This is a genomic window from Marinobacter metalliresistant, assembly GCF_038098645.1.
Taxonomy (GTDB): Bacteria; Pseudomonadota; Gammaproteobacteria; order Pseudomonadales; family Oleiphilaceae; genus Marinobacter; species Marinobacter metalliresistant.
In genome coordinates, this window is the sequence record NZ_CP101118.1 from 1301719 (window position 1) to 1320446 (window position 18728).

The 18728-nt window shown below is 52.3% G+C and carries 13 protein-coding genes and 1 pseudogene; 2 read left to right on the top strand and 12 right to left on the bottom strand.

The window, feature by feature from the left end; translation table 11 throughout:
* Positions 1-57: 57 nt before the first annotated feature.
* From NLK58_RS06055 to NLK58_RS06110, 12 genes are all read right to left on the bottom strand, one after another.
* Complete coding sequence (locus tag NLK58_RS06055; protein WP_341582295.1) at positions 58-2022, bottom strand: capsular polysaccharide biosynthesis protein; 1965 nt, start codon at positions 2020-2022, stop codon at positions 58-60.
* Between the two features lie 126 nt (positions 2023-2148).
* Positions 2149-3075, bottom strand: coding sequence for a glycosyltransferase (locus NLK58_RS06060; protein WP_341582296.1), 927 nt, complete (start codon positions 3073-3075; stop codon positions 2149-2151).
* Positions 3076-3142: 67 nt separating this feature from the next.
* Positions 3143-4447: a type II toxin-antitoxin system HipA family toxin gene (locus tag NLK58_RS06065; RefSeq protein ID WP_341582297.1), complete on the bottom strand. Its 1305-nt coding sequence runs from the start codon at positions 4445-4447 to the stop codon at positions 3143-3145.
* A 359-nt stretch (positions 4448-4806) separates the two neighbouring features.
* Positions 4807-5352 carry a dTDP-4-dehydrorhamnose 3,5-epimerase gene (rfbC, locus tag NLK58_RS06070; RefSeq protein ID WP_341582298.1) on the bottom strand — a complete coding sequence of 182 codons (546 nt, stop codon included), beginning with the start codon at positions 5350-5352 and terminating at the stop codon, positions 4807-4809.
* On the bottom strand, positions 5349-6968 hold the full coding sequence (locus tag NLK58_RS06075; RefSeq protein ID WP_341582299.1) for a glycosyltransferase family 2 protein: 1620 nt from the start codon (positions 6966-6968) through the stop codon (positions 5349-5351). The genes rfbC and NLK58_RS06075 overlap by 4 nt, the downstream gene beginning before the upstream one ends.
* A gap of 325 nt (positions 6969-7293) precedes the next feature.
* Positions 7294-8547, bottom strand: coding sequence for a hypothetical protein (locus tag NLK58_RS06080; RefSeq protein WP_341582300.1), 1254 nt, complete (start codon positions 8545-8547; stop codon positions 7294-7296).
* Entirely contained in the window at positions 8544-9929 is a 1386-nt protein-coding gene (locus NLK58_RS06085) for a phosphomannomutase (RefSeq protein WP_341582301.1), read from the bottom strand. The genes NLK58_RS06080 and NLK58_RS06085 overlap by 4 nt, the downstream gene beginning before the upstream one ends.
* 172 nt (positions 9930-10101) lie before the next feature.
* The gene (locus NLK58_RS06090; protein WP_341582302.1) at positions 10102-12087 is read right to left on the bottom strand and encodes a GSCFA domain-containing protein; all 1986 of its coding nucleotides are present in this window, start codon (positions 12085-12087) and stop codon (positions 10102-10104) included.
* Positions 12088-12468: 381 nt separating this feature from the next.
* Positions 12469-13365, bottom strand: coding sequence for a GDP-mannose 4,6-dehydratase (locus tag NLK58_RS06095; RefSeq protein WP_341582303.1), 897 nt, complete (start codon positions 13363-13365; stop codon positions 12469-12471).
* 31 nt (positions 13366-13396) lie between these two features.
* The gene (gene gmd / locus NLK58_RS06100) at positions 13397-14431 is read right to left on the bottom strand and encodes a GDP-mannose 4,6-dehydratase (protein ID WP_341582304.1); all 1035 of its coding nucleotides are present in this window, start codon (positions 14429-14431) and stop codon (positions 13397-13399) included.
* A 49-nt stretch (positions 14432-14480) separates the two neighbouring features.
* Positions 14481-15863: a hypothetical protein gene (locus NLK58_RS06105; protein ID WP_341582305.1), complete on the bottom strand. Its 1383-nt coding sequence runs from the start codon at positions 15861-15863 to the stop codon at positions 14481-14483.
* A gap of 324 nt (positions 15864-16187) precedes the next feature.
* Positions 16188-17087, bottom strand: coding sequence for a hypothetical protein (locus NLK58_RS06110; protein WP_341582306.1), 900 nt, complete (start codon positions 17085-17087; stop codon positions 16188-16190).
* A gap of 136 nt (positions 17088-17223) precedes the next feature.
* Here NLK58_RS06110 and NLK58_RS06115 point away from each other — a divergent pair.
* Positions 17224-18347: pseudogene (locus tag NLK58_RS06115) on the top strand (IS4 family transposase); the annotation flags it as partial.
* A complete protein-coding gene (locus tag NLK58_RS06120; protein WP_341582836.1) occupies positions 18339-18518 on the top strand; it encodes a hypothetical protein in 180 nt (59 codons plus the stop codon). The pseudogene NLK58_RS06115 and the gene NLK58_RS06120, both read left to right, overlap by 9 nt.
* Positions 18519-18728 lie beyond the last annotated feature (210 nt).

Genomic DNA, 18728 nt, shown 5'->3' on the forward strand with positions numbered 1-18728 from the left:
AAATTTATTGGGTTTCGTGGATTTAGTGGCAAAATAAATACTGCTCACAACCAAAGGTTAAAATCGCCACGCCCGCCGCAGGGCCCGTGAAACGCGGAGGAGTGTACCAACTTCCGGCGCTGAGCTCTTCCTTTGCACTTCAATCTCGCGGAGTACCGTTTCAACCGTGGTGAACTTCTCGGTTACCTGGCTGATGTAGGTGGGGTACAGAATGAGCGCAGCCGCCACCAGTTCCTCCAGGGTGCGTTTTCGGGTTCGGCGCGGGCAAGGGTGAATATCCGTGGCCAGCCCCCATCCGCTGTAAAACGGCTGCCCGTAGCAGGTAACCTTCAGGCCCCGGACCAAGGCCTCGAAACCAGTCAGCGAGGTGATCGTATGCACTTCATCTACCTGGCCCAGCAAATGGCCCATATCCTGATCAAGTATGAGCTCATCACACCAGCGTTCGCCCTGCTCTTCGCCCCCCCCGCGTGTTCGCAAGCCAGCCACCACATCCGGGTGGGGCTTATAAACCACCCAGGCACTCGGGTTCTGCTCACGTACTGCTTTCAGCAGCTCCAGGTTGGTTTTAACAACCGGTGACCCAAATTTGATCGACGCATCACTTTCCACCTGCCCCGACACCAGCAGCACTCGCTCAGTGCCAGGGGGACGCTGCCAGTCCCGGGCACCCGTGTTGTACTTGGTGGTACCCGATACCTTCAGGCTTTCAATCAAACCGGCAGCCCGCTTCAACAGGCCTGGTTTAAACTCTGCCTCCTCAAGCAGCTGCTCCAGGCGGGATGGCCGCGTAGCGTCGTAATACATGCCGATATCATCCATCACCCAGGACTGGGGCTGAACAAGGTCTGCACCAAGGCCCACCGAACGGATAAAGCCGTCTTCCACCCGAATCACCGGCACGCAAGATTCTGCCAACCCCCACACAACCCGAGTAGAACCATCTGGCGCAGGCTGCTTACGCTCATCCATCACATCACTGCCGGCAAGAAAACGGGACAACGCCTTGCGCTTCCACAGCGGCACACGGGGTGAATAAAGCTGTGCCGGAAAGCGTTCACGCTGTTCCCTCTGCAGGGCCAGCCAATCGAGAATCCGCTCCGGCTCACAGCGAAGGCCTGTCTCCGGATCTACATACCGCGGGTAGTCTACAAGCGCAGCATAAACAAGAGCCTCCAGGCTCACCGGCTCGCGAAATTCCGGCGCCGGCAAAGCATCTTCCGTCAGCCCGCGGCCGGCGTAGAAGGGCATGCCAAACACGTGCGTTTCCTTGCCCCACAGCAGTGCCTCAAACCCCATTTGCGAGGTTACGCAAAACACCGCATCGGCATGCTCCAGCAACGCCGGGGCATGAACATTTTCGCCCAGCCACTCTACCCGCTCAGACTGCGCCTCTGCGGATTGGCTGAAGTACCCCTGCTTCCTGCCAGCGACCACATCCGGATGGGTTTTAAGCACAATGCGATGCCTCGGAAACCGTTCCAGCGCGGCCTTCAGCATGGCCTCGAAGCTACTCGGATCAGCCTGGCCATACTTCACCGATGCATCGCCAAAAGTTTGGTCCACCACCAGAACATAGGGCTTCAGGTGCTGATAATTTAGCTCGCGGGCATGGTTGTACTTGGAAACCCGCCCCGCGCGCCAACGGCGAATCAACTCACGAGCCCGAGCCTTTTCATCCAGATCCGAAGGCTGAGCCAGCAACGTATCCAGCCGGCAGGGTAGGCTGGCATCGTAATAAATACCCTGGTCGTCCCACACCAACGACACCGGCGGCTCCGCACCGGGCTCCACCGAACGCAAAAAGCCATCTTCCAGGCGCACCACGGGCAACCCCAATTTCCGTGCAACCGCCTCTGCCTTCGCAGCCGAGGGCTTACGGCCCCAGGCCAACATGGCCTTCGCTCCCTTTGCGGACAGGCCCCGGCGGTGGCGCTTCACCGGAGCACCAGTGATCGCCTCCAGGTGCTTAAGAGCGTGCAAGGCGGGGGATGTTGTCAGGTGGCAAGCGTTATCTGGCACAGTGGTCTGCGTTGGTTTTAATGATTTTTTGCTACGGACACTCACGGAAATACACGGACAACTACTTTATTCTCTTGTCCGTGAGAGTCTGTGAGTATCCGTGGCCAATTAGTTTTTTAGTGTCTTTTAGCGGGTTTCATGGATTTCGTGGCAAACAAGCGCTTTCCTCTTTTCACGATCATCCAGCAAATCCAGTGCCGCCTCCACCCAGACCTGCGGCGAGTCCATCGGCAGCAATAACCCGTTCTTCCCATGCGCCACCAGCCGCCGGTAAACCGGCGTGTCCGCATAGAGGCCCACCGCGCCCGCGGCAGTGATGTCGTAAAATTTGGTGGGCGCCCGGGCGGCGTTGAAAGTGGTGTCTCGCAAAGGCGCCAGGCCAATGGTTCGGCCGGGCCGCTGGATAAAGGCTTTATAGGCCGGCCAGCTCATTGGGTGAACTACGTGCACCCCATGCAAATGCGCAAAGCGGTCGCGCACTTTTCTATCGCCAATGACCTCAAAGCATACATCGGCACGGGCGGCCAACACCTGCTCCACCACCGGCATCAGCCACTCCAGTTCACCACGGTGCGAGGCAGAGCCGTGGTAAAAAATGGTTTTTATCGCCGGGTCTGAAAACTCTGCAGCCGCACCATGGGGGTTTCCGGGTTCCAGAATCTCCGGGTTCCAGCTGGCGTACTTATCCGCAAGCCAGAGCGACGATACCCAAAGCTCGGCGCCAATCTCCCTTAACCAGCGCTGATGCCGCCACGCGAGACCAAACAACTTGCGCTGATAATGCCAGGGCATGCCCTGAAATGCCCGCCAGTCGAACAGATCGTCGTCCATAAAGAACACCACCTGCTGAGCCGGATGACGTTTTAACACGGCCTTCCAGGCCGGCGGCACATACCGCACGAACACCACCACAGCCCCAGACAACTCAGAGGGCGCCGGCAGCTCATCAAACCTGTAATAGTCTACCGCCGCGCGTGCCTCTGCCCAAAAAGGCCGGATAAAAAACTCCGTAGAGGGGTTAGGGTTTTGGTGAACGATCTTTATTCGGGGCATAGGCCGCCTGTTACTTAAGTAATTTTTTGGCCACTAAAACCACTGTGATGTTGCGCTGCCGAATTTGTCATTCTGGGGAGGAAACCAAAAGCCCACTGTTTTGCTGATAGGTTTGGTCAAGCTGTTGCTGTATTAACCGGGTGGTCTCGGCGCTCACCCCAAACTCTGTTGCCATTGCAGAGAACCCGGCCAGAGCATCCAGCACGCGCTGCATTTCCTGGCGAGCCTGCGGCCAATTGGCATAACCCGCTTCAGCGGCCAGCTTCTGTAACGCTTTTAGTGGGGGATTTTTACCATAACCCCCAAAAGCCGTGGCGTGCTCACCAAAACGGCCCGGGCTGAAAGTGACATCGTAAAACGGCGCAGGCTGCCAGTTGCCATCATCACTCTGCAAAAACGCCCAGTTTTTGCTGTGATCATCCTGGTTCAAGGCAAACAGATTAAACACTGCCCGTAAAAACTGTAACTGTGCAGCCCTGGCGCCACGGCACAACTGGCCGCTGGCTTTGATCAAGTCCTCATAATCCAGACTGGGCATGCGGAAATCGGCATCCAGCAAGCCACAGGCGCTGTGCAAATGCACGCAACCCGGCACATCATCGGCGCGCCATACCCGGTCAAACCGCTCAACCGCCAGCCAGGCTTTGGCGCCGGATTCACCCGGAGCGGAGAGCAACTGCCAACGAGGAGGCTGCAAACCCGCACGCTCCGCCAGCGACAAGTAAACCGCTTCACACAACCCTTCTTCGTGCCCCAGGGGCAAGTTGGCCGAAGTAAACTTCACCAACCAGGCCTCATCACCGGGCTTTGCACGGGTACGGCAAACCCCATAACTACCTGCGGAAAAATACAACTGCGCCTTTGGCCGGGCGCCCGCCGAACTGCCCGCAGCAACCAGTTCCGCGAGCACGTCGGTGGTTTGCCCATCAAACATAGCCTGCGCGTGGAGCCCCAACTCAGCTATGTTGACCGGCTTATCGTCTGTTGCAGGCGCAAAATTGGCCACCGGCGCATAACTCAACGAGCCACTGCCGCTGGAACCCACAAATGCCAGCCGGTCCATCGGCGTTACCTGTGCCGGTAACACGCCCTCCTGGCGAAACACCCTGTCCATCAGCAACACCCCCCAGCCATCCGGCAGGGAGTCTGCGAAAACCCCGGGCAAACCGCCGTGCGGGTCTCGCGGGGCCTGCTGCACACTCGTATCCCACTTCAGAGTAAAAGGCGAAAGCGGGCTGAATTGCGTAAGGTAGTCTGCATCGTACTGAAAAAACACACCCTGCCGGTTCTGTGCCAGCCCACCTACCCGGGCTTGCCGGCCATCACTGAACGTACGCCAGACTGTAAGCTTGCGAACAGGCGTAAAATTCACTGAGCGAGCACCTCATCCAGTGTACGTGGCAGCGGCTTTTCGGGGCCCTCGGTCAGGCTTTGAACGCGCCGAAGATCATCTACGCACTGCCACAACAACAAAAACTGCCTGAGTGAGATCTCCCCAGTGGTTTCAAATCTCTTGATTGTCGGCGCTGGCACCGTGCTACGCTCAGCCAACGCCGCCCGAGACCATTTAAGGGCCTTCCGGCGCTGTTGCACATAGCCTGCCAAGGCTGCCTGAACATCCCACCCCGACACAAGCTCAATCATTAGATGTCCCCATATCCATTACGCAGATATTTTATCAAAAAAGGATACAGGACTATCCAATATAAACAAGCTGAGCGCTGCAAGAAATCATTCAAATACCGGCGCATCCCGAAACAACAACCCATTACCATCCTTCTCAGACACCCTGGGCGCCTCGCCCTTCAGCGGCCAGTCAATCGCCAGATCAGGGTCATCCCAGCGAATGGAGTACTCGTCTCCGGGCGCATAGTAATCCGTGCATTTGTACTGGAACTCCGCTTCATCGCTGGTTACGTAGAAGGCATGAGCAAAACCCGGCGGAATCCACAGTATCTGCTTGTTTTCTTCGCTGAGCGTAACGCCTACCCACTGACCAAAGGTGGGCGAGCTTTTACGCAGGTCCACGGCCACATCAAAAACCTCGCCACGGGTAACCCGAACCAGTTTGCCCTGAGGTTGATTCCGCTGATAGTGAAGTCCCCGCAGGATGCCCTTCTGAGACAAACTGTGGTTGTCCTGAACGAGCGTGTAGTTGCCAAAGTGCTTTTCAAACTCGTTCTGGCGGAAGGTTTCCATAAAAAAACCTCGTTCATCCCCGAAAACTGTTGGGGTCATCAGCACAAGATCCGGGATGCCGAGTTCTGTATATTTCATACCAAGCCCCGTTCAGGCTCCGAAGCCAACGAAAAGTCCTCGTGCACCCGCGTGAGCGCGGGATGATAAGCTGGATCAGCATCCAGCAATTGCCCCCACCTTCTCCGCATCAATTGGAACTCCTTCGCGGCCTGTCTGCGCTGTCGGCGACTCTGGTTTCCACCCCGAGTGGCGGACTCATGGTGTATAAGCTCTGCATAGGGGGTCCACAGATTACGGTACCCTAACGCCTGCACCTTCAGGCAAAAGTCGACATCGTTGTAGTTAACCGCAAGATGCTCATCCAGCCCTCCGGCATCCAGATAAACCGATTTGCGCACCAGAAGGCAGGCCGCGGTAACCGCTGAGTAGTTCTGCACCAGCTGTAGGCGCCCCTGATAGCCTTCTGCAGAGCCAGGTTCAAACCGGAATGCGTGACCTGCGACCCCGCCAATGCCCAACACCACACCAGCATGCTGAATAGAACCATCCGGATAAAACAGCTTCGCACCGACACAGCCGATGTCCGGTCGCATGGCCTGAGCCACCATTTCATCTAACCATCCAGGTTGGCGGGGCTCTACATCATTATTGATCAAACCTATAACCTGCCCTCGTGCATGGGCAACTGCGAAATTATTAATAGCTGAAAAATTGAAGGGAGCATTGTAGCGAAGCACTCGTACCCGAGTGTCCCGTTTTTGCAATTCCGCGAGGTAATCCAGGGTAGCTGAACAGTCGCTCTGGTTATCGACTATCAGCACTTCGAAATTCGGATACTTCGTACGCTGCAAAATGGCGTCTAAGCACGGTTTCAGAACGGACAAACCATTGCGGGTGGGAATGCAGAGGCTAACCAATGGCGAAGGTTCAGGTAGGTGCCAACGCACCCGCCAACTAAGAGGCAACCGACCACGCTCAACGGTACAGGGTGTTGAATTCCCATCCAGCTGTTTCGAGAGCTGTTGCTGGCGAGATATAAACCAACGCTCACGAAAAGCTTCATCCATCGAAGAAGTGGTTACCTGCAGCGCCAGAGCAGGACAATGGGTAACCCATTTCAGGCAATCCCGTGAATTGTCTGCCACCACTGCCAACAACAACGCATCAGCTAATTGATCGACTGAATCGAAACAATTCAGGGAAATACCGGCCAGGCATTCAGTAAAAACGTCGCCACGGATGGCCACACCGTGCCCTACATAACCACAGGAGAGGAAGAGATCCAAATTCCACTGAGGCTTTAGCCCGGGCTCAATCGCCCCGCTTTCCTCATCGACTCGCTGCTCATCGAACGTGATCACCTTCGCTTCAGGATGCGACACCTGCCAATCCCTGAGTGCCTCCACACCCCCAACCAGCCATTGGTCAGCCCGGCTGCGAATCACCACCCAGGTTTCTGCTTCAAATAAGGGTGTAACCCGAAGTTCATCTATCGTTAACCAGCGCAGAGCTGGCCATACAATTTCAGATGCCTCACGAACGGGCTGCGGCTGCAGTGACGATCGTGGCCGGTAGTGCAGGGTTTTCTCATAGTGCGCATAAAACTTGGTTGGGAATACAAGCAATGATCCCAGAAAACCTGCACCGATACGCAGCAAATGAATATCAGAAAATTGCTTCACTCGCCTGAGCATTCGCCAGACTGCTCGCAATCGAGCCAACGGCATCAAGCGTACGGCAACATCTGTCTCAGGGCGCTCCTCATATTCAGGGTTCAGCCACCGCACACAAAAGCTTTCACAATTTTTGGGCGCATAAACAACGCGCTGACCGGTCCTACCCGGCCTGATCGGAATGTGAGCTGCCCCTCCAACTACTTCGCCAGAAGCATTCTGTGGGACGATCTCAAGCACCGCATAGCGGGAACATCTGGAAACCCTGACAGAACACTGATACCAACTGCCCGGGGAACAATCCAACCTCTTAACTTTCATCATCAAAAGGTCTTGCTCCGCATGGTCACGATCGGCGCTGCGCAAGCCAATTAACCACTCTGTTCCACAGGCCACTCCTGGCCTCGTATTCCTCCAGTTTTTTAGCGATAAACGGGCCATGAGGACGAATATGGTGAGCCATCGCCATCAATTTTCGGGCCATAACAATATCCTTTGATTCGAGTGCGACAGCCCTATCCCGGAGGTAGCAGGCACAACTATCCATTTCCGGCAGCCCATTAACGTTAGATCGCTCCAGACGCGACATCACCATTTGCACCAGGGCCAGCTGCTCCTTCGAAAACACGAACGAGCCTTTATGGGGTTGATTCTGAGCCGATGGAAACAAAGCCTCTCGCTCATTGAAAAACTGGTCGCAAACCCAACGATTGGATACCTCGAACAAAGACTGCAATTCCGCTTCGACAGTAGATGGCAACCTCTCTCCCGAGCCGGAAAACACGTTCATGACTCTTCTCGCAAGAGGTTGATATTCTTCCTTGGTCAAAGCGCACTCTTCCCGTTTACGCGCTCTGTTAAGGCCCCTCAGCAATGCCTGACCAACCGGGTTGATGGATTCATTTTGCCGAGGCAGGTTCGCAGAAGTTGCGTGAGACGGAGACAACCCGATTACTTCCGCAAAGTCCGCAACAATATCCCCCTGTTTCAACTCATCGGCAGTAAAAAGTCTCGGTATTAAGGCCTTTTTACCAAATATCTTTGCCCACAACTCCAGCAGGCTCTGGTAGTTATAAAAATGGTTACCCGCATGGCATATCTTCCTGCCCAGCGCTTCCAAGTTACGCACTTCGCCATTTTTCAAGGCGGTTGAGTAAAAAGATGACAACACATCGGTTTGTGGCCGGAGATAAACTACCACCCGCACATCATTCGCCCACGGCATGATCAGATCATGCAGCCTTTTTACCTGCCAGGGATGGCGAAGCCGGGAATGGAAATGTTCACTGGAGATAACCACGGTGTGAATGCGCTCATCCAGGGCCGTCATTGCAGCGTGAAAATGCCGTTCTGTCTCTTCCCGAAACACCTGGCGCTGCTGCGGAGACTCAACACTCAATTGCTTCAAAAAATCGTCCGGCGCCTGGTCGCCAACGGCCGAGGCCGCCAGCGCCCTGGATTCCACCCGCCCCGGTGATGCGTAGTAGGCTACCCCGTGCTCGTTCAGTTCGTTCTGTGCGCCATGGAGGTAGCCCTGCAACGTTGTGGTGCCGGTTTTCTCAGTGCCGATATGCAAGATAAAACGAAACCGGCGGCTCATAGCTTCTGCAGAGCCCTCATGGAATTCTGTAAAAGCCGCTCAGCACCCTCAGCCGTTGTGGACTCTACGTAGCAGCGCAGTTCGGGTGCATTTCCGGAGGGCCGAAGGTGCACAATATCGCCATTAGCCAGTGTGGCCCGCAAGCCATCGGTAGGGTCTGTTACAGCAATACTCGCTGGCATACCCAAATCTTCCTGAAGCCTGGCGGGCGTTGCTTCCCACCGAGCAAGATAGGCAAGGCTGGTCTCGGTTGGAATGTCTTTCAGGCGATCACTGGCGGTAAACCGGCCGGGCAAACCATTAACGAGGGACGACAGAGGCCCATTGCGCTGTGCGGCCGCCACCATCAATGTCAATGCCGGCAGCAAGGCATCTCGCGTGGGCAAAGCTGCCAAGCGGCGGCCATTCGACTCAATAGCCGTGCCCAACATAAAGCCACCGTTCGCCTCAAAACCCGCAACACGCTCATATCTTTGGGTAAGCTCTGCCATTGCTTCCAGCACATAAGGGGAGCCAATGCGAGTTCGCTGGACTGTATCGAATGCACCACAGGCTTCAATGGCCGTATTGCAGCTAACAGGAACCGCGAGGCCCTGAATGCCCAGCTCACGGGCACAGAGCAATCCCACGATATCGCCACGCAGCCACTCACCATGTTCATCGGCCAACAACGGGCGATCACCATCACCGTCTGTAGTCAAAAGCGCATCAAGCCGATGCTCAACCGCCCACTTGCGTCCGAGCGCACGATCCTCATCACTCACGGCTTCGGTATCGACTGGAACAAACTGCTCGCTTCGGCCCAGGGCCACTACCTCAGCGCCCAGCGCTTCCAACACCTGGACGTTCAGATCACGCCCTGCGGCAGAGTGCTGGTAGAGACCGACCCGTTTCCCACTCAGTGGTTGACGGGGAAAAAACTCCGTATACCGGGCCAGGTACCGCTGGTTCGCGGCCATACTTTCCGGCTCCCGCTGAATAGCGCCGAGCTCTGGCAGCGTAGCATCCACACTCATGATTGCTTTTTCATCCGCCTTGGAGATCTCACCATCCGGCTGATAAAACTTGATGCCATTGCGATCGAAAGGAATATGGCTGCCGGTAACCATAATGGCCGGAACTCCATCCGCCATGGCCTGCAAAGCCAGGGCCGGGGTTGGAAGAATGCCATAATCGACCACCTTGATGCCCATGGCTCGAGCCGCTGCACTACAAGCCGAAGCCATAGCGGGGCTACTGGGCCGGCGGTCCATGCCTATGGCGACCTGAGCCACTTCACCACGCTCACGCATGACGCTCAGAAAGGCGAAGGAGAAGGCGGCACTGACCTCATCCGTGAATTGTTCAACCAGACCTCGGGCACCACTAGTACCAAAATTCACACCGGAATTAGTTAGAACCTGACAAGTAGAAAACGATAGGAACATAGAATTTCTCCTATTTGGTTTCTTTATCAATGCTTTTAGCAAACCCGAGGCAACAGGCCCGTGGACTGCGCTGAAGACACAGTGATCCTTTGAGTAGCTCCGCGCCCGCACCAATTTAGGTGTCTATTTACACATCTAATGCATCTTCATCGCATAGCACTTCATTTAGCTCGTCGGCTTCAGCACTACTTATTAGTCCAACGGATTCATCTTTGGGGAGATTAGACGAACTATCAGATGACTGATTGAATAATGGGCCCTCATTTGCAGAATCGGCGGTTCCCGTGCAGTGTTGAATGAAGAGCCGCATGACGTGATCCACACCTTCAGAACGCACCTCTCTCAGATCATCCTGATAGTAAGCGCCTCTGTTAAAGTTGCCTGTGATTATTTCGTAGGAGGGGAAGTAAAACACTTGATCGTTCTCCGCCGTAACTTCATCGGCCACCACCCGAAGAACCGATTTGCTAACAGTGGTTGAGACCAATACATGACGATCTTCATAGGTTGCCATCAATGGCACAGGCGACACGGTCAAAAGCACTCGGGCATTCGGGTTGACTATCTTGAGCTTGGAGAGAAAACGATCAAGATCGCTCTTCACTTCATCTTTGCTGAAATTACGAAAACGATAATGCTCCCAGTCTAATGTTCCACCCGCCACACCCGGCGCGAGAGGAAGAATGGCACCGTCGGTGATATGCTCCCAGCATTCTGTAAGGCCCAGAGTGAATACAAAAACGTCCAGCTCTTGGAACATACGTTTCACCGCTATTAGGTGTGGGCTCTGAGCTTCCACTACCTCAACAGGAGTTGCATAACCCTCGGGACAAATCTGAGGCCGAAAAGGATCGACGTAACGTCCATCAGCGCGTTGCCAGGGTTCAATGGATGGCGAATATTCACCAAAAGCGCGGTCAAAAAGTTGCAATAGCTGACGCGTTGTATAAAGGTTACCGTACCGTCCGGAAAATACCCCATACCCCAAAGCGCTCTGCTCTTGAGGCGACATGTCCACCGGAGGCTGCTCGGCCACATAGTAATTGAACCCCTCCTTGTTTAGCCGCTTGGCGATGTGTTGCGCAAAGCAGCTGCCGGCAGTGGCGATTTTTTGGCTGGGGGTAATGTGTAAATCACTGCTTACCGCCGGATCCACAGCCGCCATCGGCAGATTGCTGACAACCTTTTTCCAGAAGCCATAATCGGGGCGCCCCTTATAGGGGTGACGCGTCTTCGCCTCCCGCTCCTGGCGGGTCAGTTCCGCCTTAAAAACCACTTCAATTCTATCCAATCCACCGTTTTTATGACGGTGGTGAAGCAGATCGTTATTTTGGTACTTATTTTTTTCATAGAATTGAAAGGAGCGCTCTATGAACTCATAAAGACTTAAAACACGCCCACCTAATCCCTGACCTTCCTTAAAAAAAATGTCTGTCGGATGATGGCCCGACTCGAAGAAATCATCACTAAGGCTTGGGAATACCAAATTTTTTCCAAGCGGATCGAGAGCAAACTCACAGGCATCCACATTTCTGAACTCAATACTTCTTTTCCTGAAGGCCGCCTTTAGCAAATCCTGTACTATGAAAAGTTTGGGATGGTTAATCGTGTGCATTACTTTACTGTTAATCGATCGCCATTTCTCTATTACTTTTTTAGCATCCTGCTCAAACAATGGGGTTACAATATTTTCTAAACTGCAAATTGACCCCTTGCATGCAGAATTATAACCTAAGTTTTTATAAACTCTTTCGTTAAATAACTGATAGCAATTTTCTTTTGATATCTTAAGAAGATAACAGGTAGACGTAATAAAGGAGTGCAGATTTCCACCTATCGGTCCCTTAACCCCAACATGGACACAATCAGGAAGCGAGTCTGGCAAGACAACTGCCGGCACATCAACTATATTAAAAATATTGCTTGCGGCCTGAATATTTCTTTGATTTGATATAACAATATTTATGGCGTTATCAGTATTTTTTTGCGCTTTTAGAGCTCCACATACATCCTCAGTTTCCACTCTATTTACCCTGCAGTCTCCAAGCAAATATGGAAGAATTTCGGCTACGCTATGTGTTTGGCAGTTACCTACCAAGTTTACATCAATCATGATTCTGTCCTGATCAGTGATTGTTACAGTCGCCCACGCTCAACAATGAGCTACGAGTGTTGCCCGAAGGGCATACAGGTAAAAATCTCGTGATAACGCCAAGTTGGACCGTTTATTATCTAAATCTAAAACGTAGTGCCAACTGATACATTACTCCAGAGTCTTTAGGTCGCATTAGGCATACTGCCCATGCATGTTGTCGTAATTTCGAGTGATACCATTCTTTTAGTTACCGTGCAGTATCTTCCCCCAATTGAACTCCCGGATCACCACACCAATATGCGACCACCGATGATATGACTTCGAAGAACGGAAGTAGAAACCTCAAATATCGAAAAACATTCGAAGCCCTCACTCCTGACTTGGCGGACATACTGTCGTTTATTCGCAACGATGAGTAGCTTCGAGCATATCCATCAGAGTAGTATCGAGATTATATCTTGGCTCCCAGCCTGTCAGCTTTTTTAACTGTTGGTTAGAGCCGCAAAGACGTGGTATCTCATTCTTTCTCACGAATGCCGGGTTCACCTGGATGTCTATCTCATACCCGGCCAATGCACCGACCTTTTCAATGATCGTGCGCAGAGCGGTGTCTGTTCCCGAGCTTATATTGACAACCGTTCCCTTTATATCCGCCTCCAGCAGCGCCATATAAGCCCTTACCACATCCCTCACATCCGAAAAATCACGGCTAACGTCAATGTTACCCAGTTCAATGGTGGAAGACTGGCGGGCAAAGTGATCGACAATTTTTGGCACGAGAAAACGGGTGTGCTGGTGGGGGCCGGTGTAGTTGAACGGCCTCGTGATCACAATCGGCAGCCGCTCAAACCAGTTTGCCACCATATGCTCCATGGCCAGCTTGCTACAAGCGTAGTGATTCACTGGCGCAGGGCAGGCACTTTCGTCAATGACGCCTACATCCGGAGTGCCGTATACATTAGCGCTGCTGGCAACCAGTATCCGGTCCGGCGGCGTATTCAGTTCTGCTAGCGCCTGCAGTAGATTCAGTGTGCCAAACACGTTCACATCGTAGAACGCCCGTTGATCCTCATGGCCAACGAACGATAACGCCGCCAAGTGAATAACCCAGTTTGGCTTAACGCGCTCAACGCATTCTTTAACCGCTGCTGCATCGGTTAAATCGCACGCCAGGGTTTGATCAGCGGCGGTGGGGTGGTTGCCCAGCCCCACTACCTGAAATCCCTGATTCTCGAGCGCCTCAACCATATACTGGCCGGTAAATCCGGATGCACCTGTCACTAACGCGATCGGCATTGGACTGGCTCCTTTACGTAGGGGGGCTTGATTAGAACGAAAAGCCTTGCTCATTACGGCGCAGATCGGCTTCCACCATCATCTTGCACAGATCTTCAATGCTGGTTTTCGGCTCCCAACCCAGCTCATCTCTGGCCTTCTTCGGATCGCCAATCAGAAGCTCGACTTCCGCAGGGCGATAGAACTTGGGATTAACCCGAACCACCACATTGCCTGTGGCAGTATCAACGCCTACTTCGTCTTCCGCCTTGCCTTCCCAGCGCAGCGTTATGCCCACTGCCTTGAACGCCAGGGTGACAAAGTCCCGAACCGTTTCAGTCCGGTTGGTGGCCAGTACATACGTGTCCGGCTTATCCGCCTGCAGCATACGCCACATGCCTTCCACGTATTCCTTGGCATAACCCCAGTCACGCTTGGCATCCATGTTGCCCAACTCCAGCGTGTCCAGCTTGCCAAGTTTAATCTTGGCCACCGCATCGGTAATCTTTCGGGTAACAAATTCGCGACCACGCAATGGCGATTCGTGGTTAAACAGAATGCCGCTGGTCGCAAAAATATCGTACGACTCACGATAGTTAATCGTCATCCAGTGTGCGTACAGTTTGGCGACACCGTAAGGGCTGCGCGGATAAAAAGGTGTTGTCTCTACCTGAGGAATCTCCTGCACTTTACCGAACATCTCGGAAGTGGAGGCCTGATAGTAGCGAATTTTCGGGTTCACTATCCGAATCGCTTCCAGCAGATTTACCGCGCCCAAACCCGTAATTTCGCCCGTTGTAATGGGTTGGTCAAAAGAAACGCCAACGAAGCTCTGGGCGGCCAGATTATAAACTTCCGTCGCTTCTGTGGTCTGAAGTAGGCGGATACTCGAAGAAAGGTCTGTCAAGTCATATTCGACCATATGAAAATTAGGGTGCCGATGCACTCCCAACTCTTCTATACGCCAGAAATTAACGGAGCTCGTTCTGCGGAATGTTCCGTACACATGGTAGCCTTTTCCAAGGAGGAGTTCGGCAAGGTAGGCCCCATCTTGGCCTGTAATTCCAGTAACAATGGCTTTTTTCATTAAAATCACCTTAGATATCAAAACTAAACCTAATTATTGCGCTAAAAAATCATGATACACAGAATTTAAAACAAGCCGGGATCAGGCCCTCATTCTCTAGCCAGCATCTGCCTTCCTCTACAGCGGTGACAATCAATAGATACTCCCCTGGTTCATCAGGCGCCGGTATCTCCATTACAACCTTTGTCTCGTCACCGGGAAGTATCTCAGCGCACGGAATGACAGTCCTCTTTCCGTCAAACAAATAATAGCCGTTCGTACTTCTCCAGTGATAACTCATTCTTGGGCCAGCACTAGCACTTATCGGCCATCGAATTGGTGAGAGATTACCCATCGAAACCTGCAACCTCAGTATTTCTCCGACACGGAGTGAAGAGTCTTCGAAACGTGCACTAACGTATCCTTCATAGTTTGTCTTGAACGCAGGGTTAGAACGTCTTATTGCTGAACCAAAGGAATAACTCACCGCATCAGCCAAGGATATAACTATGTTTTCCCAGGCTTCACTTTCAGAATCTCCCACATCGATATTGGAATCTATTATATCGATTCCGTACTCACGCTTGAGAAAGTCTGCATCATCTTCCGACTGGGCTATTAGAGACTTTTCAAGATCGCGTCGAATCGGAATCTTTGGCCCATCTATAATTGATAGACGCCCTCCCAAAAGACGCCCATATTCGGCAACTGTGTACTCGACGTTATCCTTTTTAAGGCTTCTAATTACCGAGTCAGAAAATATTACTGCAGGCCAACTTAGACTCTCATTTTCGCGAGCGGGGGTCTCATAATTAATCTTGTAATTTTCCGGTTCTACCCCACAGAACGACAAAAAATCAGTAAGAACGTCAGAAGACACAAGCGTATCCGTAGAAAACTTTCTGACATAAACATTGGCTCTACCAAACACCAGAAAAAATTTCTCTAACGTCGCTTTATAGCTGTTACGCGGCAGAGAACCATCATCAAAAAAAGGCTCGCCTTGCTTTGCCCGTTGACTAATAGCACTTCTGGCATAGGAAAAGATAGGTCGAACATATGCAATAACATCTACGCGATCGGAGTACTGCAGAAGGTAAGACTTTAATTCTTCCAACTCAGGCATTGCCAAACTCACAAATCCCTCGTATGAGATGCATAGAATTTTATTGGGAGACAGTTCGTCTACTGATTGCTCAAACGCGGCCAAAGAGGTGCGGTCACGCCTCCCAATATCGTCAGATTCACTCAGCCCGGTATATTTATTGAACACATAATTCTCTGGGTTGCGTGAGAAAATAGAGCCTAAAAAAGCATGCCATCTGCCCACCGGATATGAGATGTTAAACTGCTCTGTAACAGCGCTTCTATTTTCATCAAGAAAATGCTGAATAGCACTGGATCCAGTCTTATCCCAACCAACATGTACAACCACTCTCTCAAATTTTTTCAAATCAGCTACCTACCCGACAAGCTTTGCCAAAACAATCAGTGGACGAACTAAAATAACTTAAAATCCTCGACACATTGATAGCGTAAAAACGCATTAGTACTGATTAAATATTGCCAACGTGATCGACCTAAAACCGTGAAAGCTCTTACAAAAATAGAGCCGAAAAACAAATGGACTCAAGCTGTCTAGAATAACGATTCGAAATCCACGCAAATATGCCCAAGAAATAAACAAACCCCAAATACCGACTTCAAATATTAAAAAACTATCAATATTCACTACCTGTATGCCGTTAGATTACGAGTTACACGAAGCGAAGGCAAACTAGACAACTTTGCAAACCATTCGATCCACTCGAAACCCATCATTCTCGAACCAAGCACATCTAGCCTTGACACCGGTTGCTTCAAGAATGTAGGTCCCGGGCTCATCAGGCGCCAATACATCCATCGAAGATAGGATAACTTCACCATCCTGAACGTCTCGATTTATCGGAGTTCGAATACCCGGAAAATTATATTCCGTGTAATCCGATTTCAACCAATGGTATGACAAAAAGAGCCTACTGTCGTCGTCATCCAACCAATTAGTACCACTGAAATTTTCAATTTTGACTGAAACTTTAAATCGTTCGCCGGATTTTTTGGAAAGCACCTGTTCTTTAAGCTCCGCACGCCCTAAAAACAGGTTCTTACTGGGCAGAAAATGAGACACACTCAATCTAAGATCTTCCCAAGCAGCTTCCGGCACCGTGTTTATAAGACCAGAGCATTTAGTCCTAAGAAAATTAAATAGCTGGACATCTTCAAAAATCAGATTTTCTAATTCTCGCTGTGCATCCAAAGAGAGGCTCAGATTCTTCTTATAACCAGAATCACCAACGTTCCCAGAAACTTTTTTATTTACATTAAACCCGAGATTGTAAGCCAGTACATCTTGAAATTGCTGTACATCGTCCTGCGTCCCGATCAAGAAACTATTATTTTCGATAAACGATTTAGTGTAATTAAAGCTTTCCCGGCCCGATATATATTTATTTTGGGCATTCCTAATCTTATTCCTAAAGTGCTCATTTTCCAGAATGCTTCTGCTTATAGATAGATCATTATTCATTCCTGGCAACTCGCCACGAGAACGATAATAATTATACAAGGAAAAAACCCGCGACACAGGCTCTCTCAAAATTGAGACGAATACCGCATCCTTTGCAAAACCATTTTTCAAGTAAAAATCAACTCCACGATGCCCTCCCAAGAGGCAATGCCATCAACTTAAGACATTTCACTAAAAATATCATATAATTAGGGTCCACAAACCAACTCAGGAGTCACTGAATTGAGCCATAAATCCAATCCAACGGTTGACCCCACCAGCGAGATCCTGCTTAAAAATTGTACATAAATTAACCAGTTTGCTGGATAGCCCGGAATTCATTGCTACTCATCGCCAAAATGCGTGCGATTTCACCCGAAAACGCTATCTCACCTTCCGTAATCTGATCCTTTTTCTGCTTAACCAGCCTGGCAGTGCGCTTCAGACCGAGCTGGATCAATTTTTCCGTGTGCTCAACAACACGCCTTTCGAAAAACAGGTCGTCACCGCGCAGGCTTTCAGCAAAGCCCGCCGCAAGCTCAAGCCCTCCGCTCTGGTGGCGCTGAACGATGTGCTTCAAAACCAGCTGGATGAACTGGGCCTGCGCAGCACATGGTGCGGGCTGCGGCTGCTGGGCGTGGACGGCTCCGGTGTACACCTGCCGCTGGAGCAGCCCCTGGAAAACTTCTTCGGCAGTCACAGTGAGCTGCCCGTGGCGCGGCTGTCCATGCTCTATGATCTGTGCGACCAACAGACCCTGCATGGTCTGCTGATTACTCCGGATGTGGATGAGCGGGGCTGTGCCGCCATGCACCTGGAGTATGCGCCGGACAACAGCCTCCTGGTGTTTGACCGGGGCTACCCTGCTCATTGGCTCTTTGCCGCCCTGTTGCAGCGGAACCAGCATTTCCTCATGCGCCTGACTCTCAAGCACAACCCGGCCGTGAGGGACTTCGTGGCTTCCGGCAACAGCGAACAGACCCTCTGTTTCGCCTGCAAGGGCTGGCTGTCCCGAAAAGTCTGCGAGCAGGCCGGCGTCGATCCGGATACCGAGGTCACCCTGCGCCTGATCCGGGTGCTCCTGCCAGGCGGTGAGGTGGAAGTGCTGGCCACGTCACTGCTGGATACCCAGGCCTTCCCGGCCACCGAATTTGCGGGGCTCTACCACCGCCGTTGGGGGATCGAAACCGATTACCGGCGGCTCAAGCAGACCCTGACCCTGGACAACTTCAGCGGTCGCACCGCGACCGCGGCGCTTCAGGACTTCCACGCCAAGCTGCTGTTGAAAAACCTGGCCATGCTGATGCAGGTACTGCAGCAGCCCCGGATTGAGCAACAAACCCGACACCGCAAAGGGGTTGGAAGGCGAACTTCACTCAGGGCGTGTCGCGCCTGAAAAACACCCTGGTGACGCTCCTGGTCGAGCCATGCGCCCACGCCATGGAGTGCCTGTTGACCCTGATCCGTAACAGCCTGACCGCCATCCGGCCCGGGCGAAGTTTTCCGCGCCAGCGCCGACGAAAAGCAACCCGCGGGTGCGAAGGCTACAAGCGCACTCGCTGAACCCGAAGGCTCCGGTCACGAGCGTATTGAATCCGACTCAAAGACTGCGTTTGGCGCTGGTCGGCTTTCGCTCGCCTCAAAGGTCGCCTTGACCTGCAATTCTTCTCCAATCCGCACCTCCGTGTCCCCTCAACACGGCAATAAAGGGGTGTTTCTGTCAGTTGGCCAACTTCATGCTGGCTCGATGTGGCAGGAACCTGGCTTGCCGGC

Excerpts from the sequence above, each read along its gene's own strand:
- NLK58_RS06075 (WP_341582299.1), bottom strand. The coding sequence starts at position 6,968 with ATGCTCAGGCGAGTGAAGCAATTTTCTGATATTCATTTGCTGCGTATC.
- rfbC (WP_341582298.1), bottom strand. The coding sequence starts at position 5,352 with ATGAAATATACAGAACTCGGCATCCCGGATCTTGTGCTGATGACCCCA.
- NLK58_RS06060 (WP_341582296.1), bottom strand. The coding sequence starts at position 3,075 with ATGCCCCGAATAAAGATCGTTCACCAAAACCCTAACCCCTCTACGGAG.
- gmd (WP_341582304.1), bottom strand. The coding sequence starts at position 14,431 with ATGAAAAAAGCCATTGTTACTGGAATTACAGGCCAAGATGGGGCCTAC.
- NLK58_RS06095 (WP_341582303.1), bottom strand. The coding sequence starts at position 13,365 with ATGCCGATCGCGTTAGTGACAGGTGCATCCGGATTTACCGGCCAGTAT.
- NLK58_RS06080 (WP_341582300.1), bottom strand. The coding sequence starts at position 8,547 with ATGAGCCGCCGGTTTCGTTTTATCTTGCATATCGGCACTGAGAAAACC.
- NLK58_RS06090 (WP_341582302.1), bottom strand. The coding sequence starts at position 12,087 with ATGATTGATGTAAACTTGGTAGGTAACTGCCAAACACATAGCGTAGCC.